The following is a 22,821-nucleotide window of genomic DNA, read 5'->3' on the forward strand; positions in this document are numbered from 1 at the left end:
ACATGACCGACACCCCGCATTTCCCGCTCTGCGCCGTGGTCGGCGCCGATGACCTGAAACTGGCGCTGTACCTGACGGCCATCGATCCAAAGATCGGCGGCGTGCTGATTGAAGGCCCGCGCGGCATGGCAAAGTCCACGCTCGCCCGGGGTCTGGCGGATCTGTTGGCCAGTGGTCAGTTTGTCACCTTGCCGTTGGGCGCCACCGAAGAGCGACTGGTCGGCACGCTGGATCTGGACGCGGCATTGAGCGATGGTCGTGCGCAGTTTTCTCCCGGCGTGTTGGCCAAGGCCGATGGCGGTGTGTTGTATGTCGATGAAGTGAATCTGCTGCCGGACCATTTGGTGGATCTGCTGCTTGATGTCGCCGCCAGCGGCACCAACCTGATCGAGCGTGATGGCATTTCCCATCGGCATTCGGCGAAGTTTGTGTTGATCGGCACGATGAACCCCGAAGAGGGTGAGTTGCGTCCGCAATTGCTGGACCGCTTCGGTCTGAACGTTGCGCTGAGTGGCCACACTGCGCCGAACGAGCGGGCTCAGATCATTCGTCGTCGACTGGATTTCGATAGCGATCCGCAAGCGTTTTGTTCGCAGTGGGAGGCTGAGCAGCAGGTTCTGCGTCAGCGCTGCGAGAACGCCCGCAACGTTTTACCGGCTATTGCGCTGGATGACGCGGCGCTGGCGCAGATCACCGAGCGCTGCTTCGCCGCAGGCGTCGACGGTTTGCGCGCCGATCTGGTCTGGTTGCGTGCCGCGCGGGCGCATGCGGCGTGGCGCGGTGCGGACGCCATCGCCGAGCAGGACATTGACGCGGTGGCCGAGTTCGCCCTGCGCCATCGTCGCCGCGAACAGTCTTCGACCAGCTCGCAGCCACCGGCGCAATCGCCGTCCGGCACTAACGCCGAACCGAGCGAAGGGCAGGGCCAGTGGGGAGAAATGCCGGCGCCGGCACTGGCTACCGGCGCACGCCGCGAAGTACCTATCTGGCCAAAAAAGCGCTAGGCATTCGCCCCCGATCTGACGCGGGGGCGAATGCCAGACCCCGGGCCGGACGGCTCGATAACGGCCGACAAGGCAAGCGGCACGCGGCTCGCAGCGGCTCGGTGAACTGGCCCGGAACCTTGCTCAATGGCCGCCCGAAAGTCCGCGCGGACCTGCTGTTTCAACTGCGTACCCGCACGCCCCATGAACTGTGGCTGGTGGTCGTCGATGCCTCCGCTTCGACCCGTCGCCATCAGGCATTGAGCGATGCCAAGGGCTTGCTCGCGCAACTGTTCGACGACGCTTATCGGCAGCGCGCGCGTCTTGCGTTGCTGACCGCAAGCGGCGCGGCGCCGAAATGGCAGGTGCAAGGACTGAAGGCCTCCAGCGGATTGCGCGCATGGCTCGATGGGTTGGGCGCGGGAGGCGGCACGCCGCTGTTGGCGGCGCTGACGGAAGCCGGGCATTGGCTTGCGGTGCGGCGCAAGCGTTTTCCCGCCGAACAACAACGGTTGCTGGTGATCACCGATGGCCGGGTGAAAGACTGTCCGCAAATGCCAGCGCTGGTGTGTCCCGGCCTGTTGATCGATATCGAGCGCGGGCCGATCCGGCTGGGCCGTGCAAGGCAATTGGCGACAGCGCTGGACGCCGATTACCGGCATATCGACGAGTTGTTGTCGGTCTGAGAGCTATGCTGCAGTGGGGCCCAATCACAAGGAGTGAACCATGCGCGTACTGGTCGCCAATCCGCAGGACGATTTTCGCGTCAAGGCCTACGCCGGAACCAATGGCGTGCTGCTCGCCATGGACCTCGCCGAATCCCGCCGCAAAGGCCTGCTGGGATTTGCCATCGAAAAGCAGCAGGGCGCCAAACCGTGGCTGTTTCTGCTCAATAGCCTGACCTTTCCCGACAAGGCCCATACCTTCCCGCAGTTTCACGCCACGCCCAGCGACAAGGCACCGCTACAGAAATTTCGCTGGGCCGATTACGCAGTCAATCCGGGCATGACGATCCACTATCGCGTACACCTGGCGTATGGCTCGCCGGATGCACCGCAACTGGGCGAAGCGCTGGAACTGACGATTCGTTCCGACGACGGTCACCCCGCGAATCAGAGCGTGATCTTCAACCGCGCCGTGGCTGCGAGCCAGGCGTTTCAGCGCAAATTCCCCGAACTCGACGCCTTGATCAGCGCCAACAAAAAACTGCCCATCGAAGCCTGGCCCGATGCGGCGCGTCAGTGGCTGGAGAACGGTCTGCTCGGACGCCTGCAAGGGTTTATCGAACGTGCAACGGACGGTCAATGGGCGCTGGATATCGCGATCTACGAGTATCAGTTGCAAGCCATCATCGACACGGTGAACGCGGCGTTCGATCGGGGTGTTCAGGTGCGGGTGCTGTATCACGCCCGGCCCGATGATGAAGACACGACGATCAACGAAGCGAGCCTTGCGAAACTGCCGGCGACCAGCAAACGCGGGCGGGTCACTCACAACATTTTCCACAACAAGTTCATCGTCCTCAGCCGCCTCGAAGGAGGCAGCGAGCGCCACCCGCAAGCGGTGCTGTGCGGCAGCACCAACTTCACCGCCAACGGCGTATACCGCCAGGCCAACGTGGTGCATGTGCTGGACGATTCGACGGTCAGCGCGAGTTACCTGAAAACCTTCGAGCAGATCTGGGCCGAGCCGGCGGACGTCGGCGTCACCCGCGACTGGATCACTCAACACAACCCGATGAATCCGGCACAGCCCTTGTTTGCCGGGTTCTCCCCGCGCACCGGCGGTGCGGATTTGCGGGAGTTCGTCGACATCATCGAGGGGGCGAAGAAAGACCTGCTGTTCGTTACCGCCTTCGCCTTGCCCGACGCGATTCTCAACGCATTGCTCGGCCAGCCCCACGACGACATCCTGCGGTACGGCCTGCAAAACACGGTCAGCCGCATCACCGGGTTTCACGCCGACCGAACCGCCGAATTTGCCGCCACCGCATTGCTCAACACCGGGCTGGAAGGCTGGCTGCGGGAAAACATGAAAGGCCAGAAAGGCAACCTGCTGGTGCACACCAAAGCGGTGGTCATCGACTTCACCAGCGACAGCCCGACCATCATCAGCGGCAGCCACAACCTCAGTACCTCGGCCAGCAACGGCAATGACGAGAACTACCTGATCATTCGCGGCGACACCGATCTGGCGGATCGCTATGGCCTGGAACTGCTGCGGTTCTACGAGCATTACCGTTTTCGCTACTTCGCGAAAAAACTGGCGTTGAAACAGGTGCAGCCGTTGGCGGCGGATGACCGCTGGACCAACGACTACTACGTCGAGGATGACCTGCGTCAGTTGTCGCGCCTGCGGTTTGCCGGGCGTTAGACGTCCATCGCCTGTCGATACTGGCGGGTCCGGCGGCTGAGGTACAACCGGTCGCGGATCAGCGCCCAGAGTGCCGACACCTGGGGCTTGGGCTGGCGGCCACGGCTCAGACGGGACATCTGGAAGCGAACCACGGCCATGTTCGCCAGTGCGGCCAGCGGTTTGCGTTTCCAGCGGATCGGTGGCAGTTGCGGCTCGCTGTTACGGCCTTCCCGCCAGTGTTTGACCAGGTTTGGCTCGATGGCCAGCGCAGTGGCGATGCCGGCCATGTCGATGCCGCTGTCGAGCACTTGTTCGACCACGGGCAGGCGGCGGATACCGCCGGTGACCATCACCGGCATGCGCGCGACGCTGGCCAGTTCGGTGGCCATTTCCAGAAAGAATGCCTCGCGGGCGAGGGTGCGTCCGTCACGCGCTTCACCTTGCATTGCCGGGGCTTCGTAGCTGCCGCCGGACAGTTCCAGCAGGTCAATCGGCTGCTCGTTGAGCCATTCGATCACCTGACGTGCGTCGTCGGTGTCGAAGCCGCCGCGCTGGAAGTCCGCCGAATTGAGTTTCACGGCCACGCAGAATTGCGGCGAAACTGCCTGGCGGATGGCCTCGATCACCGACAGCAGCAGGCGCGCGCGGTTTTCCAGCGAACCACCCCAGCGATCGGTGCGGCGGTTGGTCAGCGGCGAGAGAAACTGACTGAGCAGATAGCCGTGCGCAGCGTGGATCTGCACCCCGGTGAAACCGGCTTTTTCGGCAAGGGCGGCACTTTTTGCGAAACGTTGAATGACTTCTTCGATATCGTCCTCGGTCATTGGCCTGGGCTCGGCGAACAGTTTCGAGAATGAGCCCATTTCCAGTGCCACCGCCGATGGCGCCAGCGCTTGCTGGCCCATATTGGCAAAGGTCTGACGACCGGGATGATTGAGTTGGACCCAGACCTGCGCGCCGCCGCTGCGGGCGATTTCGGCCCATTGGCGGAAGCGCTCCAGATGCCGCTCGTCTTCAAGCACGACGCCACCGGGCCCGGTCATGGCGCGGCGGTCGATCATCACATTGCCGGTCAACAGCAAACCGGCGCCGCCGTCGGCCCAGGCTTGATACAAACGGAACAATTCGCGGGACGGTGCCTGGTTTCGGTCCGCGAGGTTTTCTTCCATCGCGGCTTTGGCAATACGGTTGCCGACGGTCTGGCCGTTGGGCAGATTCAAAATCTGGAAGGGTGACATTGCTTGACTCCTCAACAGTGATGGAGCGAGGCTAAGATTAAAGTTAACTTTAATGTCAAGCAGGCAAATCGAGGCTGAAATGAAAATCGGTGAATTGGCGCAGCAGAGTGGCTTGAGCGCTTCAAGTATTCGTTTTTATGAGGCTCAGGGCCTGATTCCCAAAGTGGAGCGCCAGGGCAATGGTTATCGGCGCTACCCGCCACAAGTACTGCAAACCCTGAATATCATCCGCAGCGCCCAGCAGGCCGGGTTTTCCCTGGAAGAGCTCAAGCAGCTGTTGCCGGCCGCCGGTACCGGTGAGTTCAAACACGATGAGCTGGTGGCGGGTCTGACGCGCAAGGTCGAGCAGATCGAAGTCATGCAGCAGCATCTGGCTCAGAGCAAGGCGCGGCTGCTGGAGGTGATCGAGAACATTCAATCCAAGCCTGAAGGCATGAGCTGCGGTGCCAATGCGGACCGGGTGTTGTCGACGCTTTACCCGTAAAAGCCCGGAGACAGGTGCGGCGTACAGATTTTGAAATGATTTCCAGCTGTAGGAAAAGTTATCTGAGCCTGTACGCTTCAAGGCCTTTTTTCATTCAGGATTTGCATGAACACCCTCTCGGAGCCTCCCAGTTCTATTCCAGAAACCCCGTTCCCCTCGCGCTGTCGCGCGGTCTTGACGCACTCGCAACATCCGGTCTTCCGACTACCGACTATCGTTGTTGGCGCAGCCTTCGAGCTTTCGCGCCGCACTTTGCCGTGCCCGGCAGCCTGAAATCACTGAAGAGAGATAGAGACAGAATATGGAATGGTTAGCGGATCCCACGGCATGGCTGGGCTTGTTGACACTGATCGTGCTGGAACTGGTACTGGGTATCGACAACCTGGTGTTCATCGCAATCCTGGCGGACAAACTGCCGCCCCATCAGCGCGATCGTGCGCGGATCATTGGCTTGAGTCTGGCGTTGATCATGCGTCTGGGTCTGCTGGCGAGTATTTCCTGGCTGGTCACCCTCACACAGCCGTTGTTCGAGGTGTTCGACAAGAGCTTTTCCGGTCGTGACCTGATCATGCTGTTCGGTGGTGTGTTCCTGTTGTTCAAGGCAACCATGGAGTTGCACGAACGACTGGAAGGCCACGTCGGCGAGCGTTCGACTAATACCGCTTATGCGCTGTTCTGGCCGATCGTGGCGCAGATTGTCGTGCTGGACGCGGTGTTCTCTTTGGACGCGGTGATCACGGCGGTGGGCATGGTCGATGAACTGGCGGTGATGATGATCGCGGTGGTCGTGTCCATCGGTGTGATGATCGTTGCCAGCAAGCCGCTGACCCGCTTCGTCAACGCCCATCCGACGGTGATCATGCTGTGTCTGGGCTTCCTGATGATGATCGGTTTCGCGCTGACCGCCGAAGGCCTGGGCTTCCACATTCCGAAAGGTTATCTGTACGCCGCGATTGGTTTCTCGATCCTGATCGAAATCTTCAACCAGATCGCCCGCGCCCGTCGCAAGCGCTCGATGCAGGGTTTGCGCCCGATGCGTGAGCGCACGGCCCATGCGGTGATGCGTCTGTTGGGCGGTCGCAAACTGGCAGTGGAAGAGGTCGGCGAGGAAATTTCCGACTTGCTGGACAACGGTGAAGCGCCGAGCGCGGAGCTGTTCGACCGTCGCGAACGGGTGATGATCAGCGGTGTGCTGCAACTGGCTGAACGGCCGATTCGCGCTCTGATGACGGTGCGCGCCGATGTCGATCACATTGATCTGGCCGACGATGCCGAGGCTATTCGCACGCGACTGATGCATTCGTCCTACTCGCGCTTGCCGCTGATTCGTAACGGCGCGGTGGATGAGCCGCTGGGCTTCGTGCACAAGAAGGAACTGCTCAAGGAATACCTGGCCGGCAATGAGCCCAACCTTGAACACCTGGCGCGCAAGACCGTCAATCTGCTGGACAGTTATTCGATCCTCAACGCACTGGAGCAAATGCGTGCGGCCTCGACCCACATTGCCTTTGTGGTGAATGAGTTCGGTGACTTTGTGGGTGTGTTGACCATGACCGACATTCTTGAGTCGATCGCCGGCGAGCTGCCGGACGCCAGCGAAATCGCCGGCCCGGACGTGGTCGAAGAGCAGGGCGGGTTCATCGTCAATGGTGCGCTGAACCTGACCCGCATCCGTGAACACACCGGTTTTCGCGCCGAGCCGACCGAGGATTACCAGACCCTGGCCGGGCTGGTGATGAGCCTGCTGGATCGCTTGCCGATGAAGGGCGATCGACTGGAGCATGATGGCTGGGGCATGACCGTAATGGCGGTCGAAGAGCGTCGCGTGACACGGGTGTTGCTGGTGCGTGAGGCCTGACGGCCTCACTGATGAAAGGTGTAGCGGTCCTTGCCGGTATGCTTTGACTCGTACAACGCTTCGTCGGCCTTGATCAGCGCCTGGTTGAGGGTGTCCCCGTCCGCAACCCGGGCCACCCCGATGCTGATGGTCACCGGGTGCCGGGTGGTTTGCTCACGCACCACCCGGCATAACTCACCGGCCAATGCCTCGACGTCCTCGCGGCGAACGCCCGCCAGATAAATCGCAAATTCCTCGCCACCCAGTCGCGCGTACTCGAACGGTGCCATTACCGCTTTGATGTCTGCCGCGATCCGCTTGAGCACTTCATCGCCGATGTCGTGGCCGTACACATCATTCACTTTCTTGAAGTTGTCGATGTCGATCATCGCCAGGTAATGGTCATGCTCGCGCGGTACGGCTTGCAGGGTTTTTCCGACGCTGGTCATGAATGAGCGGCGGTTGGGGATTTCGGTGAGCGTGTCGTTGTAGGCCTGATCCAGCAACAGCTTGGACATGATGTAGTTGTAGAGCTTGGCCTCGCGCAGCTTCAGAAATGTATAGATCGTCAACGCACAGAGAAAAACGCTGTAGGCGATGGTCATCACACCTTTGAGCTCGAGCAGGTCGATGCCGGTGTTCATGAAAGGATTGAGCATCAGCCAGGTGACGACCTGTGCAGCGAAGAAAGACCATCGGCTGAGTGGGAGCACGGAGGCACTGTAAAGCGTGGTGGCGGCAGCGAGTACCAGCCAGATGCCGTGAAACGTCGGCGGCAAGCCGTCGATCACCATTCGGATCCCGAGCGTGATGATCACCACGAATGTCAGGTTCAGCCAGTCGAAATGTCGGGCCTTGCGGGTGAACATCAACACCACCGCAAGAATCGCAAAGGCTGCGATGAACACCATCGAACGCCAGGTGAATCCCTGATTGCCGATGAAGCTGACGATCAGGTCGAAGGCCAGCCAGATGCCAATGCTCGCCAGGTAGATCAACAGGCAGAACGAATGCAGCCGCTCGAATTCATGCTGGATGAACTCCTCCCACACTTCGGCGGGTGCGGTCTTCTTCAGGACTTCGTCTTCAATGGTTTTGTACATTGCTGCCCGGATGCTTGCGTTGGTTATCGAGGATGACCGAACCCCACGGTCGATAGCGCAGGGAAAACACCGCGTTCTGATGGCAACCGGTCGAGGTCGCATCCGGGGTGGCCGGTTCGGCACGGAAGGGCTCGCCCTCGCGGCTGACCTGCCGGAAGGCTTCGCGCACGATACCCACGGAGCAGGGCAGTGCGCTGACGTAACCTTTACGCACCAGCGGTGACAAACGGCCGGTACCCGCGCCGTCCTGCCACCAGACGTGCGCCCCGGCTGCCGTCAATTCGCCCAGCCATTGACCGTTGACCGCCGGGGCCAGCTTGCCGGCACTGAAAGCGCTGACATGCAGCGGCGCGTCCAGTTTCGCGGCGAAGTCCTTCAATTGGCGCTGAAGCGTGGCCCGCCGATCTGCCGCCAGGAAGTGCAGGTCGTCCAGCTCCAGCGGCAGATACCAGCCGCTGACCGGCAGCTTCCAATCCTGGCGCAGCTTCTGCTGCCGGGCCAGTGACTGACCCAGTTGTGCCTGCCAGTAGGCGCCGAGACCGGCGCTGTCCAGTTCATCAATGCGCGTGTAGAAGGCCGGGTCCATCGCCAGGCCGAGCACCAGTTGCAGACCTTGCCGCTGAGCGAGTTTCAGGCTGTTGGCAAGCCAGCCATTGGCGCCGCCGAAGTCCGAGTCGCCATAGGCCGTCCACTGCACGATCACGGTTCGCGTGCCTTGTTTCGCGGTGTCTTGCCAGACTTTCTGCCACTGCGCCTGCGTCAGACCGGCATCGACATTCAGCGGCTGATAGAACACTCGCTCATCGGCCGTGGCGACGGTGGCACTCATCAGCAGCCACAAACACAACATCCATCGAGCCATCAGAAATTCCACTCCACGCCCAGCAGCACACCGTTGCCACCTTCATACAGATTGCCGCCCAGCGACTGTTGATATTCGGTGCGAACCGTCAGTTTCGAACGGTAGGCGTTGTAGCGATCCTCGTCGTACCACCATTGCCAGCGCAGGCCGACACCGGTTCGCAGGTCCTGGCGCCAGTCGTTGCTCGGGTCCTGGCTGGCAAACTCGAGAAAGCCATAAGGCATGATCGTCTGGGCTCCGCTGAACGGCAGTTTCCAGGCGTGACCTTGCTGGAAGCGCGACAGCCATTGGTGATCGCCAGCCTTGGTCCACCAGGCTGCATCCAGGTAGAGAAAGCGCTCGTCCCAGTCGTTTTCGTCGACCCGCCAGTCGTTGCGGTACTTGCCCTGATCGAGGAAGGAGGCGGTGGCGCGCAGCAGGTAGTCGGTGGTGGTGTGACCGTCCTTGCGATGATCGTTGACCTGATCGAACAGTTTTTCCGGCACCAGCATCTGGCCGAGGCTCAGGTTGTGACTGTCGTCATCGTTGAACTGGCTCTGCTTGTAGATCTCGCCGTAGAAGTTGATGTTCTGTGTGCCCCACGGTTTGTAGCGCAGGCCGACACCGGCGGCGAGGGACTCGGCGTATCTGGAGCGACCTTGTCCGCCCAGCAGCACGCGACCGTACACCGACAGCGTGCTGCCGGCGCGGCTTGGTTCTTCGCCCAGGGCGTGGTCCCACATCGCCAGTTGCACATTCTGCGAATCCGAGCGACGTCGTGAGCCTTTGCTGTCGTCCGGGCGCACGAAGTCGTTGGTCGAGATTCCGGCCGGCGACCAGGTGCTGGCAATCGTACGGCTGTCACGCCGCGACAGGGTTTCATGGGCGCGGCGCTGGCGGTAACGCCGGGCCTCCATGCTGCCGTCTTCATCATCGGCCGCCACCGGGTTCTGCTCCAGATCGATCACCCGGCGCAGTTCCTCGCGCGCGGAGGCGCTGTCTTCCACTTCGTCGTAGCGCCAGGCCAGGGTTTCCCCGAGGCGGTAATCCTCGGGGAAGTCACGGGTGGCCTGTTGCAGATACGGAATCGCCGTGGCGCGTTCTTCGCGGGTTTCGGCACCGGCCAGACGCATGCCGTAGTCGGCGCGATAACGCGGGTTGTTCGGCTCGCGGCGTACCGCTTCGGCCAGCCATGCAGTGCTTTGCGGCAAGTCTCCGGCTTTTTGCGCGGTGACCGACGCGGCGTAGAAATGCCCGGCATCCGGGGACTGCTGCAGGGCCTGACGCTGACGTTGCAGTGCCTGGGCGTGATCGCCCCGCGCGTCGGCGATGGCTGCGCCGAGTGCCCATTCATTGGCGCCGCGAGTGGTGCTCTGTTGCCAGTAGGCTTCTGCGGTCTGGCTGTCGCCGACGTTCAGCGCGCTGCGACTGGCCGTCAGACGCGCGTTGTCGCTGAGTTCGACGGTCGGAAAGCTGCGCCAGATGGCCAGTGCGCCAGCAGAATCACCGGCCGCTTCCAGGGCATAGGCCAGCGGCAGGCGACTGCCGCGATCACCGAGCTTTTCAGCCTGCTGGTAATAGACGACGGCTTCACCCGGGCGATCAGGCATGGCGCAGCGACCGAGCGCGCGGTAATCGCCAGCTGCCTGTGGGTGGCTGCCGATGGCTTGCTGCACGATGTCGCATTGGCCGGTCTCCGCGAGTTGCGCGAGCATTTGGCCGCGCGTCGCGCCGTCCACTCGGTTGAGCAGGAGCGCCATACGCCGCTGTTGCTCCGCTGTCGTGGAGGGCGCTGCGGCATACAAGCCGGCCAGACGCTCCAACGCCGTTGCCGGCAGACGCCCGCCATGACGATCGAACGCGGATTCCAGCAATTGCTGGGCATGCGCGCGATCACCCGCTTTCACCGCCAGATAGGTGGCTTGATTCAGCGAGGAAAGATTGCCGGTTTGCCGGTAATGCAGTTCCCACAGAGTTTGCGCTTCGATCATTCGCCCCATGCGTTGCGTCAATTCTGCACGGCGCTTGACGATTTCGGGTGTCTGCTTCTGTCCGGCCAGCCAGGCGTTGACCTCAGTGCTGCGACCTTGCTCCTGCCAGATGTCGAGCACCTGCGTTTGCCGACGGCTGTCCCAAGGCTCCGGCAGACGGGTGCTTTGCAACAGGTCGGTGGCTTGCAGGCGCTGGGCGAGTATCAGCCAGGTCTGTGGATCGTCTGTCGGTGTACAACTGCGCAGTTGCTTGAGTGCCGCTTCCGGATCCTGACGCGACAGCCATTCGGCGGTTTCCAGGCAGGGCCGCTGCAGATCGTTGCTCAGGCGCTGCACGGTAGGCACGTCTTCGGTCTTGCGCGCCAGCTCCCACAGGCGCTGGCGCTGCGCCGGATCGGCGAGGTCGCTGGCGGGCAGGGACTGCATCCAGCGTTGGGCCTGTTGCTCGTGGCCCATGGCGATGGCGCGGTCGACCATCGCCAGTCGAACGTTACGCGCGGCCTCGGGACTCGGCGCCTGTTGCAGCAGTTGTTGCAGCGGCTTTTCATCGAGGCGTTGCACGTAAGCGTTAGCCAGCCGTTGCCAGCCTTCGCCGTCCAGTTGTTTGCGTGCGGCCAGCGGCGCCAGTTGGTCGATGGTGCCGCTCCAGTCGCGCAACTGCTCCGACCAGTTGGCGCGGGCCAGGCGCAAGATGTTGTCGTCACCCTTGGGCGCCAGTTGTGCCAGCCAGTCGTGGGCCTTGGCTGCGCCGCCGAACTTGGCCAGGCTCAGGCTGTAGGCCTGCCAGAGACGTACACGGTCATTCAGGTTGCTGGTGGCCATCCAGCTTTCTACTTGCGTGCTGGTGGGCGGATCCTGTTCGATCCAGGTCAGGCGCAGGTCGAGCAGGGCGTTGCTGTCGTCCGGCAATGCTTGCAGCGCCTCCTTGTACCGGCGTTGCCTGGCCAGGGACTCCACCAGCAGTGCCCGGGCCTCGTCGTTCTTGGGGACCTTTTCCAGCAAGTGGCGCATCAGTCGTTCGACTTCTTTCCAGTTGCCCTTTTTCGCCTCGCGATAGCTGCGGTCCATGTAGGGATAACTGCGGAACTGTTCGAAGTCGCTCAGCGGCGCTGCCTGCAGCGGACAGGCGGTGCTCAGGCCCAGCAACAGGCTGCCCATCAGCAAGGTTTGACGATGCACAGGCTTCATGCGACCTCCCGGACAATGCGGTAGGCGGCTTGCTGTTCACTGGCCTGATCGGCCAGGGCCTGTTCCAGCACTTCCTGGGTGATCATGCCCCGGGAAATCAAATGCTCGCCGAGGGACGTCTTCTCGGCGTCGAAGTCGATCAGCGCCTGATTGAACAAAGTGGGCGGCACCATGCCGCGCACCTGCAACAGATTGCCCAACAGCACCTGATGGCGGCTGACTCTTTCCAGCAGGGTTTCATCGTCCTGATGGCGCTCAAGCACTTCGAGCATATGACGCACTTCCTCATTCTGGCGGGGGCTGGCGTACCAGTAACGAATCCCCAATGTGACGCGGCCCTGAGGTGCGAGACGGCTGCGCACCGGGCGTTTCAATTGCCGGCTGATAGCGCCGAGCGAGACCTGACTGACCGGGCCTTCGGAGGCCAGAATCAGCGTGTCGCCTTCTTCTGCCACCGGCAGAACTCCGTAGTGGGAGGCGACCCGGCGCGGCACCGTATCGATCAAGCGTTTATCGAGCTTGAACGGATTGAGTGGTGCCCATTCCAGATCCAGCTGCTCGGCCAGTGTCTCGACCAGTTGAGTGCTGTCGATGTACTCACGCAGCAACAGTTCGCGGCCCAGTCGACGGCGCACGGGGCTGGTGATCGCTGCATCCAGTTGTTCCTCGGTAAGCAGGCCTTTTTCCACCAGCCGATGGCCCAGCGGAGTGCGCTGCGCCTGGGTGAGCGCCGGGAATTCGTGGGTGGTCTTGTCCCAGGCCACGCGCCGTGAATCGCCCATTTCCATGACCTGACGCAGGGCACGCAGGTTGGCGAAAAAGTTGACGAAGTTGCTCCACATCATGCGCGGCGCCGACAGCAGACCTTCAACCAGTCCGTAGTAACGAGTGACAAACCAGCCACGCTGGAACAGGCGATTGAGCAGCATCAGGCCGTTGAGCCACAGCAGCACCGAGAGCAGCGAGCTGTCGGCAAGGATCGAGGGGTAGCGCCACGAGTCCGGGGAAATGATCGTCACCGCCCACATCGCCAGCAGCACCAGGAACAGCAGGTTCACCAGAAAGCTCAGCAGGTACGCGATCAGCCCGCGACGATCGCGCCACAGAAAGTAATTGAGCAGACCCTTGCGGCTCCAGCCGAGGTTCTTGGTGCCCTGGAATACGATGCCGACAATCCACCGGGACTTCTGCCGGATTGCGTGTTGCAAGTCGCGGGGAAAGTGTTCCCGGACGCAGATCACCTGAGAGAACTCGCGGTTCATGCCGAACACCCAGGGTTGCTCCAGCGCCAGTTTCGGATCGCTGACCGAATAGCGGGCGAAGATGCATTTCATGCCTTTCTGCTTGAGGCGGAAGCCGATGTCGTAGTCCTCGGTGAGACTCTGCACATCGAAGGCAATGCCGTCGCCGTCTTCCAGCAGGGCGCTGATGGCTTTACGGCTGAAGCAGGTGCCGACACCGGCGCTGGGCACCTGACCGGTGAGGGCTTCGCGGACGATGACGTCCTTGCCGTGGTTTTCCGCGAACTCATCGACGTAATGCCCGGCGGTGAAGCCTTTCCATTCCGGCGCGTAGGGATAGACCGGAATCTGGATCAGGTCCTTGTTGGGCAACAGGTAGTTGAAGAGGCGCAATTCCATCGGCGAAATCACGTCTTCGGCGTCGTGCAGGATGAACCCGGCGAACTGGATTTTCGCCTCGCTCTCGAAACGCAGGATCGCGTCGATGATGTTGTTCAGGCAGTCGGCCTTGCTGGTCGGGCCGGGGCGGGCGCAGACCACTTTATGCACGTTGGGGTAGTGCTGGCAGACCGCATCGACGTCTGCCTGGGTTTCGGCGTCGTTGGGGTAGGTGCCGACGAAAATCTGATAATTCTCGTAGTCGATGGTCGAGGCGGCCAGACGCGCCATTTCGCCGACCACGCCGACTTCGTTCCACGCTGGCACCATGATTGCCAGCGGTTTCTCGGGAATCGAATACAGGCGTTCCTCGTCGGCGCGCTTGAATTTCTCGTAGATCCGCCAGCGCCGGATGAACTTGCGGCCCCAGTACACAAGGTCGATGAACAGGTCATCGAGGCCGAGGATGAACATCAGCAGGGCGAGGGCAATCGCCACATATTTGAGACCGAACAGCACATACGCGAAGAAATCGACCCAACCCAGACTCATACCCCGTTACCCGCCGCCGAGCGTGCGCTCAGCCAAGCGTGGAGGCGGGTGGCGATCAGTTCGCTGGCGTGACCGTCGCCATAGGGGAAGTGCACGCGGCTCATGCGCGCATAGGTGTCCGGATCGTCCAGCAATTGTCGGGCTTGCTTGACGATGCGTGCCGCGTCGGTACCCACCAGCAGCATGGTGCCGCTCTCGAGCACGGAAGGTCGTTCGGTGACGTCGCGCAGCACCAGCAGCGGTTTACCGATGGCCGGAGCTTCTTCCTGCACGCCGCCGGAGTCGGTCAGGATGAAATGTGCGCGGCCCATGAGCCAGACGAAGTTCGGATAGTCCTGCGGTGGTACCAGGTAGATGTTCGGTTTGTCGTCCAGCATGCCGTACACCACTTCCTGCACCAGCGGGTTGAGGTGTACCGGATAGACAAATTGCACGTCCGGGTATTGCTCGGCCAGCTCAGCCAACGCCTGGCAGATATTGCGGAAACCGTCGCCGAGATTTTCCCGTCGATGGCTGGTGACCAGAATCATCCGGCGCTGATCGTCCAGCGCCGCCAGTGGCGAACCGGCAGGCGGATGCCAATCGATTTCCTGCTGGTGCTTGCGCATCCATAGCAAGGCATCGATCACGGTGTTGCCGGTGATTTCAATGTTGTCTTCGGGTACGCCTTCGCGCAGCAGATTGGCGGCGGACTTGGAGGTCGGCGGGAAGTGCAGGTCGGTAATCACGCCGGTCAGGCGTCGATTCGCTTCCTCGGGCCAGGGCGCGCGCAGGTTGCCGGTACGCAGGCCTGCCTCGACGTGACCGATTGGCAATTGACGATTGAAGGCGGCGAGGGCGGCGATGAAGCTGGTGGTGGTGTCGCCGTGCACCAGCACGATGTCCGGTTTGACCCGCTCGTAAGCCTGATCGAGTTGGGCGAGCAGATGTTGCGACAGACCGTTCAGGGTCTGGCCCTGGGTCATGACTTGCAGGTCTTCGTCGACCGTCAGTTCGAACGCATCCAGTACCTGAGTGAGCATCTCGCGATGCTGGCCGGTGGAGCAGATGTTGAGTGTGATGTCGGGCCACTGACGCAGAACCCGGGCCAGCGGGGCCATTTTGATGGCCTCCGGGCGAGTACCGAAAACCATCATGACTTTAAAGGACATTGACCCCTCCTTGGACGAAGCAAGGCTGCGACCAAAGGGCCAGCAGCACTCTTCACTTTCTGAGAAATAAAGAAAAGCAGCCGGATTGGAGCTTGTCCAATCCGGCCTCGGGACTCGTTGTTACAGATCAATTGGAACGAGAGTGCCATTGCCTGATGGCTTTTGGGTGGCACTTTCAGGAAAAGTTCCATCGTCTTGCGCGGGGGATGGTGCAGAGGGTGCTGAGGGTGTGGCGCAGCCACTTCAGGTTATGGGCCGGTTTGCGCGCAGTGGCGCAGGTTCTGGATTTGCCCAGGTGTTGGGTGAAGTCTTGCAGCAGGGATTCTTCCGTACCGATGCCTTTCAGTTTTTTGACCAGAACGCCTTCCTTATAGAACAACACTGTCGGGGTTCCCGTGACATCCGGATGCCGGCACGACTGTGCAGTATCGAGCATGAAGATATCCATCCAGGGTCGGAAAGGTTTGGCGATATCGAGGAACACTGGACCTGCGAAAACGCAGGCGCCGCAGTGCTCGTTGAAGAAATACAGGACGACAAGGCGCCTGGCTTTCAAGACCTTCCGGTACGTCGGCGGCAACGCTGAATATCGAGTCGGCGTCGTCATTGGAGCCTCCTTTATTCAATGTGTTGGACAGCACGACGTTAGGGGCGCTGTGGCCATTGCTGCAACTGTCAGAGTTGACAGGTGCAGCGCGCTCCCTATCGTGCATCGCGCACCAGGATGTGGCCCGGATACCCGCCATGTGTGACGCAAAGTAGCGAAATGTGGAGTCGCGTTTGGTTACTCCGTTTCCCGGGTAATCGCCATCTCGTTGATTCAAAACAAATTTCAATCCATTGCAGATTCCCCGCGAATCCTGTGGCACACTTTCTGCTGTCTGTTCCGTAGTAACAAACCGTGTTCCGGTATAGCGGAATAAACAACTTCCTGGAGTGCTTGCCATGCATCGCCGACCTTCCTTGTTCAAAGCGTGTGTTTTTGTTCTTGCGGCTTCGTCCGCTGTCATGGGTATGGCCCAGGCGGCCGACAGCAAGCTCGACAGCGTCCTGGCCCGTGGAAAACTGATTGTGGGTACCGGCAGCACCAATGCGCCGTGGCACTTCCAGGGCGCGGACGGCAAATTGCAGGGCTTTGATATCGACATCGCCCGGATGGTGGCCAAAGGTCTGTTCAATGACCCGAGCAAGGTCGAGTTCGTGGTGCAGTCGTCCGACGCGCGGATTCCCAACCTGCTGACCGACAAGGTCGACATGAGCTGCCAGTTCATCACCGTTACCGCCAGCCGTGCGCAGCAAGTGGCGTTCACCTTGCCGTACTACCGCGAAGGCGTCGGCCTGCTGCTGCCGAACAACAGCAAGTACAAGGAAATCGAAGACCTGCAGGCCGCGGGTGACAGCGTGACCGTGGCGGTGCTGCAAAACGTGTACGCCGAAGAGCTGGTGCACCAGGCACTGCCCAAGGCCAAGGTCGATCAGTACGACAGCGTTGATCTGATGTATCAGGCGGTGAATTCCGGTCGCGCCGATGCGGCGGCCACCGACCAGTCTTCGGTCAAATACCTGATGGTGCAGAACCCTGGCCGCTACCGCAGCCCGACTTACGCCTGGAGCCCGCAGACTTATGCCTGCGCCGTCAAACGTGGCGATCAGGATTGGCTGAACTTCGTCAACACCACCCTGCATGAAGCCATGACCGGCGTTGAGTTCCCGACCTACGCCGCGTCGTTCAAGCAATGGTTCGGCGTGGATCTGCCATCGCCCGCCATCGGTTTCCCTGTCGAATTCAAATGATCCCGTGAGAGTGGGGCGCCCTGACGCGCCCCGCTCAAGGTACTGCCGACCATGAACTATCAGTTGAACTTTGCCGCCGTGTGGCGCGATTTCGACACCTTGCTGGCGGGGCTCGGTCTGGGCCTTGAACTGGCGCTGGTGTCGATCGCCATCGGCTGCGTGATCGGCCTGCTGATGGCGTTTGCCTTGCTGTCCAGGCATCGCGCCTTGCGGGTGCTCGCATCGGTGTATGTGACGGTGATCCGTAACACGCCGATTCTGGTGTTGATTCTGTTGATCTACTTTGCGTTGCCGAGTCTGGGGATCCGGCTGGACAAGATCCCTTCGTTCATCATCACCCTGTCGCTGTATGCCGGGGCGTACCTGACCGAAGTGTTCCGCGGCGGCTTGTTGAGCATTCCCAAGGGCCAGCGTGAAGCGGGGCTGGCGATTGGTCTGGGCGAGTGGCAGGTGAAGGCCTACGTCACCGTGCCGGTGATGTTGCGCAACGTGCTGCCGGCCCTGTCGAACAACTTCATTTCGCTGTTCAAGGACACCTCGCTGGCCGCCGCGATCGCGGTGCCGGAGCTGACCTACTACGCGCGCAAGATCAACGTCGAAAGCTACCGGGTGATTGAAACCTGGCTGGTGACCACGGCGTTGTATGTCGCGGCCTGTTACCTCATTGCCATGCTGCTGCGTTACCTCGAGCAGCGTCTGGCAATCCGCCGATAGGAGGCTGCGATGTACGAATCCCCCAGTTGGTTGCATGAGTTGTGGGTTGCCCGCGAAGCCTTGTGGCAAGGCTTTCTGACCAGCGTGCAGGTATCGGCGCTGGCGATTCTGTTCGGCACGGTCATCGGTGTGTTTGCCGGGCTGGTGCTGACTTACGGCAAGTTCTGGATGCGCGCGCCATTTCGCTTGTATGTCGACCTGATTCGCGGCACGCCGGTGTTCGTGCTGGTGCTGGCGTGCTTCTACATGGCACCGGCGCTCGGCTGGCAGATCAGCGCGTTTCAAGCCGGCGCACTCGGATTGACGCTGTTTTGCGGCTCGCACGTCGCGGAGATCGTGCGCGGTGCGTTGCAAGCGTTGCCGCGCGGGCAGATGGAAGCCGGCAAGGCCATCGGCCTGACGTTCTATCAGTCCCTCGGTTATGTGCTGTTGCCGCAGGCGCTGCGGCAGATCCTGCCGACCTGGGTCAACTCGTCCACGGAAATCGTCAAGGCCTCGACCTTGCTGTCGGTGATCGGCGTGGCCGAACTGCTGCTCAGCACCCAGCAGATCATCGCCCGGACGTTCATGACCCTGGAGTTTTACCTGTTCGCCGGTTTTCTGTTCTTCGTCATCAACTACGGCATCGAATTACTCGGCCGGCACATTGAAAAGCGGGTGGCCCTGCCATGACTCAAGCTCAAGTTTCCAACGTCCAGAACGGTCAGCCTCTGCTGGACATCCGTGGTCTGCACAAACAATACGGCGCAGTCGAAGTGCTCAAGGGTGTCGACCTGAGCATGCAGCGCGGCAACGTCGTGACCCTGATCGGCTCCAGTGGCTCGGGCAAGACCACGCTGCTGCGCTGCGTGAACATGCTCGAGGAATTCCAGGGCGGGCAGATCCTGCTCGACGGCGAATCCATCGGTTATGACGAACTCAACGGCAAACGCGTGCGTCACCCGGAAAAAGTCATCGCTCGCCATCGCGCGATGACCGGCATGGCATTCCAGCAATTCAACCTGTTCCCGCACCTCACCGCGTTGCAGAACGTCACGCTCGGCCTGCTGAAAGTCAAAAAGATGCACAAGGACGAAGCCGTGGCCCTGGCCGAAAAATGGCTGGAGCGGGTCGGCCTGCTGGAGCGGCGCAATCACTTTCCCGGCCAGTTGTCCGGCGGTCAGCAGCAGCGCGTGGCGATTGCCCGGGCGATTGCGATGAACCCGAGCCTGATGCTGTTCGACGAAGTCACCTCGGCCCTCGACCCGGAACTGGTCGGCGAAGTGCTGAACGTGATCAAAGGTCTGGCCGAGGACGGCATGACCATGTTGCTGGTGACCCACGAAATGCGTTTTGCATTCGAGGTCTCGGACAAGATCGTTTTCATGAATCAGGGGCGCATCGAAGAGCAGGGACCTCCCAAGGAACTGTTCGAGCGCCCTCAATCGCCGCGGTTGGCGGAATTTCTCAAAAGCACGCGGTTCTGACTTTTCACGTTTTCAATCAGGAGAAACATCCATGAGCATTACTCGTTACGGCACCGGCAGCACCGCCGCTGGCGGCCAGCCTCGTCCATTCGCCCGCGCCGTTGAAGCCGATGGCTGGCTGCACGTTTCCGGGCAGGTGCCGGCGGTGGATGGCGAGATCATTGTCGGTGGCATCGTCGAGCAGACGCACCAGACCATGAAGAACCTGATCGCGATTCTCGAAGAGGCCGGTTATGGCCTGGAAGATGTGGTACGCGCCGGCGTGTGGCTGGACGATCCGCGGGATTTCACCAGTTTCAACAAGGTCTTCGGCGAGTACTTCAAGCCTGAACACGCTCCGGCCCGGGCCTGTGTGCAGGCGAGCATGATGGTCGACTGCAAGGTCGAGATCGACTGCATCGCGTACAAGAAAAAGGCCTGAGCGTCGACCGCTCCCGCGCAGAGCGTGGGAGCGGTCTTTCGCGATAAACTCCCGGCACTTTGAATGGGAACTACTGAAATGACCGAAGACACCATCAAGCGCCGGGCACGCGGTCTGGACCGGGCGTTCGATATCCTCGATTTCCTCAAGGAGATCGGCCAGCCACTGCGCCCGAACGACATCGCCAACGGCATCGGCAGCCCGAAATCCACGGTCTACGAACTGGTGGCCTCGTTGCTCGAGCGGCGGATTCTGGAGCCGGTGGGCAAGGACGGTCACGTCTATCTCGGTCGTCAGCTGTATTTCCTCGGCCAGGCGCACTTGCGGCATTTCGACCTCAGTCGCGAGGCCGATCACGCCTTGCAGGAGATCGTCAGCCAGACCCGGGAAACCGCGCAGATGTGCCTGCTCAACGGGCGCAAATACACGGTGGCGCTGATGAAGGAGGGTGAGCGGCATTTCCGCATTTCTTCCGATATCGGCGAGAACGCGCCGATCCCGTGGACCGCGTCCGGGCGTCTGCTGCTGGCGCACTTGAGCGACCAGCAGATCAGCGACCTGATCGACCCCGACGATTTCATTTTGCCCGATGGCGAACGCCTGCCGATGGAGACGTTTCTGGCGGAAATCCGTCAGGCCGGCATCGACGGTTTCTTCTCCTTCGACAGTGTCGCCGACACCTTTACCCATTGCTTCGCCGCCCCGGTCAAAGACCCTCAAGGCGTTGCCATCTGCACCCTGTGCATCGTCGCCCCGCGTGCCGATGCCAAGACCCATTACAACGACTATCGCCGGGTCTTGATCGAGAGCGCCAACAGCCTCGCCCGGCGAATCAACGAATAACCGCGCCTGCCTGCGGGCGCGACTGTGAGGAGTTCGACCATGACGACTGCCAACAACACTGCTGCCGTGGAAAAGGGCGATGCCGCCCTCGGCGCGCAACTGGTGCGTGACATCAGCTTGCCGGCGCTGGTGCTGCACCGCGAAGCGTTGGAGCACAACATCCGCTGGATGCAGAAATTCGTCAGCGACAGCGGCGCCGAACTCGCGCCCCACGGCAAGACCAGCATGACCCCGGCGCTGTTTCGTCGTCAGCTCGACGCCGGCGCCTGGGGTATCACCCTGGCCAGCGCCACCCAGACCCGCGCCGCTTACGCCCACGGCGTGCGCCGGGTGCTGATGGCCAACCAACTGGTCGGCACGCCGAACATGGCGTTGATTGCCGACCTGCTGGCGGCCGATTCGGGCTTCGATTTCTATTGCATGGTCGATCACCCGGACAACGTTGCCGATCTGGGCGCCTATTTCGCGTCACGCGGCGTACGCCTGAACGTGATGATCGAGTACGGCGTGGTCGGTGGCCGCTGCGGTTGCCGAAGCGAGCAGGAAGTCATCGAACTGGCCAAGGCCATCGGCGCGCAGTCGGCGCTGGCCCTGACCGGCATTGAAGGTTACGAGGGCGTGATCCATGGTGATCACGCCGTCAGCGGCATCCGTGAATTCGCCGCCTCGCTCGTGCGTCTGGCGGTGCAGTTGCAGGACAGCGGGGCGTTTGCCATCGCCAAACCGATCATCACTGCATCGGGTTCGGCCTGGTACGACCTGATCGCCGAATCGTTCGAAGCGCAGAACGCTGGCGGGCGTTTCCTCAGCGTGTTGCGTCCCGGCAGTTACGTGGCTCACGACCACGGTATCTATAAGGAAGCCCAGTGCTGCGTGCTCGACCGTCGCAGCGACCTGCACGAAGGCCTGCGCCCGGCGCTGGAAGTCTGGGCCCACGTGCAGTCGCTGCCGGAGCCGGGTTTTGCGGTGATTGCTCTGGGCAAGCGTGACGTGGCATTCGATGCCGGCATGCCGGTGCCTCTTTTGCGTTACAAGGCCGGTGTGCTGCCGGCGGAGGGCGACGATGTCGGCGCCTGCAAGGTGACGGCGGTAATGGATCAGCACGCGTTCATGACCGTGGCGCCGGGCGTTGAGTTGCGCGTCGGCGACATCATTTCCTTCGGCACTTCGCACCCGTGCCTGACCTTCGACAAATGGCGCGTGGGGCTGCTGGTGGACGAGCAGCTGGCGGTGATCGAAACCATGGCAACCTGCTTCTGATGAATACGCTCAGTCCATTGGGGCCGAACACCCCGCGTATCGCCCTGATCGGCGAATGCATGATCGAACTCCAGCAACGTGCCGATGGCAGCCTGCAACAGAGCTTTGGCGGTGACACGCTGAATACCGCGGTCTATCTGTCCCGCGCCATGGGTGACAAGGCGCAGGTCGACTACGTCACGGCGCTGGGTGATGACAGCTTCAGTGACGCGATGTGCCGCAGTTGGGCCGACGAAGGCATTGGTCTGGATCTCGTCCAGCGTCTACCCGGTCGCCTGCCCGGTTTGTATTGCATCCAGACCGATGCTGCCGGGGAGCGGCGCTTTCTGTATTGGCGAAACGAGGCCGCCGTTCGCGACTGCTTTACCACGCCGGCGGCCACGCCGATTCTGGCGGCGCTGCCGGATTACGACGTGCTGTATTTCAGCGGCATCACGCTGGCGGTACTCGGTGCGCGGGGGCGGGAGAAACTGATCGAGACCTTGATCGAAGCCCGCCAGCGTGACGCGCGAATCGTCTTCGACAACAACTACCGTCCACGCCTGTGGGCCTCGGTGGAGGAGGCGCGGGCGGCCTATCGCAGCGTGTTGCCTCATGTCGATCTGGCGTTGCTGACGGTGGACGACGAGCAGGCGCTGTTCCATTTCGAAGACTGTGACGCGGTGTTTGAAGCGTACGCGCAGATCGGCACGCCGGAAGTGGTGCTCAAGCGCGGCGCCGAAGCCTGTCTGATCCGTTGTGACGGGGAAGCGTTTGAAGTCCCGGCGCAGAAGGTCGAGAAGGTGGTGGACACCACGGCGGCAGGGGATTCGTTCAGTGCGGCGTATCTGGCCAGTCGCTTGCTTGGAGGGAGCCCGACGGAAGCGGCGCAGGCCGGCCATCTGCTAGCGAGCCGGGTTATTCAAGTACCCGGAGCTCTGATTCCGAAGTAATCGGTGAATGGCCGATTGCTGCGCAATCGGATCGCGAGCAAGCTCGCTC

20 protein-coding genes are annotated in these 22,821 nt (G+C 61.5%); 13 read left to right on the plus strand and 7 right to left on the minus strand.

The window, feature by feature from the left end:
* Positions 1–2: 2 nt before the first annotated feature.
* From CAF73_RS03270 to CAF73_RS03280, 3 genes are read left to right on the plus strand one after another with little or no spacing between them, the layout of a single operon-like run.
* Positions 3–1,004 (plus strand): ATP-binding protein, encoded by a 1,002-nt coding sequence (locus CAF73_RS03270; protein WP_085701902.1) that lies wholly within the window; start codon positions 3–5, stop codon positions 1,002–1,004.
* Positions 986–1,669 (plus strand): VWA domain-containing protein, encoded by a 684-nt coding sequence (locus CAF73_RS03275; RefSeq protein ID WP_139834815.1) that lies wholly within the window; start codon positions 986–988, stop codon positions 1,667–1,669. The genes CAF73_RS03270 and CAF73_RS03275 overlap by 19 nt, the downstream gene beginning before the upstream one ends.
* A gap of 40 nt (positions 1,670–1,709) precedes the next feature.
* On the plus strand, positions 1,710–3,356 hold the full coding sequence (locus CAF73_RS03280; protein ID WP_085701904.1) for a phospholipase D-like domain-containing protein: 1,647 nt from the start codon (positions 1,710–1,712) through the stop codon (positions 3,354–3,356).
* Here the strand turns inward: CAF73_RS03280 and CAF73_RS03285 are convergent.
* Positions 3,353–4,576, minus strand: coding sequence for an NADH:flavin oxidoreductase/NADH oxidase family protein (locus CAF73_RS03285; RefSeq protein ID WP_085701905.1), 1,224 nt, complete (start codon positions 4,574–4,576; stop codon positions 3,353–3,355). The two genes, CAF73_RS03280 and CAF73_RS03285, sit on opposite strands and share 4 nt — an antisense overlap.
* A gap of 79 nt (positions 4,577–4,655) precedes the next feature.
* Here CAF73_RS03285 and CAF73_RS03290 point away from each other — a divergent pair, with 79 nt between their 5' ends.
* Together CAF73_RS03290 and CAF73_RS03295 are read left to right on the plus strand one after the other, a co-directional pair.
* Positions 4,656–5,060 (plus strand): MerR family transcriptional regulator, encoded by a 405-nt coding sequence (locus tag CAF73_RS03290; protein WP_085695943.1) that lies wholly within the window; start codon positions 4,656–4,658, stop codon positions 5,058–5,060.
* Between the two features lie 301 nt (positions 5,061–5,361).
* The gene (locus CAF73_RS03295) at positions 5,362–6,918 is read left to right on the plus strand and encodes a TerC family protein (RefSeq protein ID WP_085695944.1); all 1,557 of its coding nucleotides are present in this window, start codon (positions 5,362–5,364) and stop codon (positions 6,916–6,918) included.
* Positions 6,919–6,923: 5 nt separating this feature from the next.
* On the opposite strand, the gene CAF73_RS03300 is transcribed toward CAF73_RS03295, so the two are convergent.
* The 6 genes from CAF73_RS03300 to CAF73_RS03325 all read right to left on the minus strand — a co-directional run bounded on the left by CAF73_RS03300 (position 6,924) and on the right by CAF73_RS03325 (position 15,949).
* Positions 6,924–8,000, minus strand: coding sequence for a diguanylate cyclase (locus tag CAF73_RS03300; protein ID WP_085701906.1), 1,077 nt, complete (start codon positions 7,998–8,000; stop codon positions 6,924–6,926).
* Positions 7,984–8,862: a DUF4434 family protein gene (locus CAF73_RS03305; protein ID WP_085701907.1), complete on the minus strand. Its 879-nt coding sequence runs from the start codon at positions 8,860–8,862 to the stop codon at positions 7,984–7,986. The genes CAF73_RS03300 and CAF73_RS03305 overlap by 17 nt, the downstream gene beginning before the upstream one ends.
* The gene (locus tag CAF73_RS03310; RefSeq protein ID WP_085701908.1) at positions 8,862–12,020 is read right to left on the minus strand and encodes a phage receptor; all 3,159 of its coding nucleotides are present in this window, start codon (positions 12,018–12,020) and stop codon (positions 8,862–8,864) included. The genes CAF73_RS03305 and CAF73_RS03310 overlap by 1 nt, the downstream gene beginning before the upstream one ends.
* Positions 12,017–14,191: a cyclic di-3',5'-guanylate-activated glycosyltransferase NrfB gene (gene nrfB / locus CAF73_RS03315; RefSeq protein ID WP_085701909.1), complete on the minus strand. Its 2,175-nt coding sequence runs from the start codon at positions 14,189–14,191 to the stop codon at positions 12,017–12,019. Before nrfB ends, CAF73_RS03310 begins: the two co-directional genes overlap by 4 nt.
* Entirely contained in the window at positions 14,188–15,342 is a 1,155-nt protein-coding gene (gene wecB / locus CAF73_RS03320; RefSeq protein WP_085701910.1) for a non-hydrolyzing UDP-N-acetylglucosamine 2-epimerase, read from the minus strand. Before wecB ends, nrfB begins: the two co-directional genes overlap by 4 nt.
* Positions 15,343–15,517: 175 nt before the next feature.
* Positions 15,518–15,949, minus strand: a complete 432-nt coding sequence (locus tag CAF73_RS03325; RefSeq protein WP_085701911.1) for a co-chaperone YbbN — start codon at positions 15,947–15,949, stop codon at positions 15,518–15,520.
* 338 nt (positions 15,950–16,287) lie between these two features.
* On the opposite strand from CAF73_RS03325, the gene CAF73_RS03330 reads away from it, so the two are divergent.
* The 8 genes from CAF73_RS03330 to CAF73_RS03365 all read left to right on the plus strand — a co-directional run bounded on the left by CAF73_RS03330 (position 16,288) and on the right by CAF73_RS03365 (position 22,772).
* Positions 16,288–17,136, plus strand: coding sequence for a transporter substrate-binding domain-containing protein (locus CAF73_RS03330; RefSeq protein WP_085695951.1), 849 nt, complete (start codon positions 16,288–16,290; stop codon positions 17,134–17,136).
* Between the two features lie 51 nt (positions 17,137–17,187).
* On the plus strand, positions 17,188–17,850 hold the full coding sequence (locus CAF73_RS03335) for an amino acid ABC transporter permease (RefSeq protein ID WP_007960243.1): 663 nt from the start codon (positions 17,188–17,190) through the stop codon (positions 17,848–17,850).
* Positions 17,851–17,859: 9 nt separating this feature from the next.
* Positions 17,860–18,522, plus strand: a complete 663-nt coding sequence (locus CAF73_RS03340; RefSeq protein WP_085701912.1) for an amino acid ABC transporter permease — start codon at positions 17,860–17,862, stop codon at positions 18,520–18,522.
* A complete protein-coding gene (locus CAF73_RS03345; RefSeq protein ID WP_011334480.1) occupies positions 18,519–19,316 on the plus strand; it encodes an amino acid ABC transporter ATP-binding protein in 798 nt (265 codons plus the stop codon). The genes CAF73_RS03340 and CAF73_RS03345 overlap by 4 nt, the downstream gene beginning before the upstream one ends.
* Before the next feature lie 31 nt (positions 19,317–19,347).
* Positions 19,348–19,737 carry a RidA family protein gene (locus CAF73_RS03350; protein WP_039768794.1) on the plus strand — a complete coding sequence of 130 codons (390 nt, stop codon included), beginning with the start codon at positions 19,348–19,350 and terminating at the stop codon, positions 19,735–19,737.
* A 78-nt stretch (positions 19,738–19,815) separates the two neighbouring features.
* The gene (locus CAF73_RS03355; protein ID WP_085695953.1) at positions 19,816–20,580 is read left to right on the plus strand and encodes an IclR family transcriptional regulator; all 765 of its coding nucleotides are present in this window, start codon (positions 19,816–19,818) and stop codon (positions 20,578–20,580) included.
* A gap of 39 nt (positions 20,581–20,619) precedes the next feature.
* On the plus strand, positions 20,620–21,840 hold the full coding sequence (locus CAF73_RS03360; RefSeq protein ID WP_085701913.1) for an amino acid deaminase: 1,221 nt from the start codon (positions 20,620–20,622) through the stop codon (positions 21,838–21,840).
* The gene (locus CAF73_RS03365; protein ID WP_085701914.1) at positions 21,840–22,772 is read left to right on the plus strand and encodes a sugar kinase; all 933 of its coding nucleotides are present in this window, start codon (positions 21,840–21,842) and stop codon (positions 22,770–22,772) included. The genes CAF73_RS03360 and CAF73_RS03365 overlap by 1 nt, the downstream gene beginning before the upstream one ends.
* Positions 22,773–22,821 lie beyond the last annotated feature (49 nt).

Source organism: Pseudomonas sp. B15(2017) (genome assembly GCF_002113215.1).
Lineage (GTDB): Bacteria > Pseudomonadota > Gammaproteobacteria > Pseudomonadales > Pseudomonadaceae > Aquipseudomonas.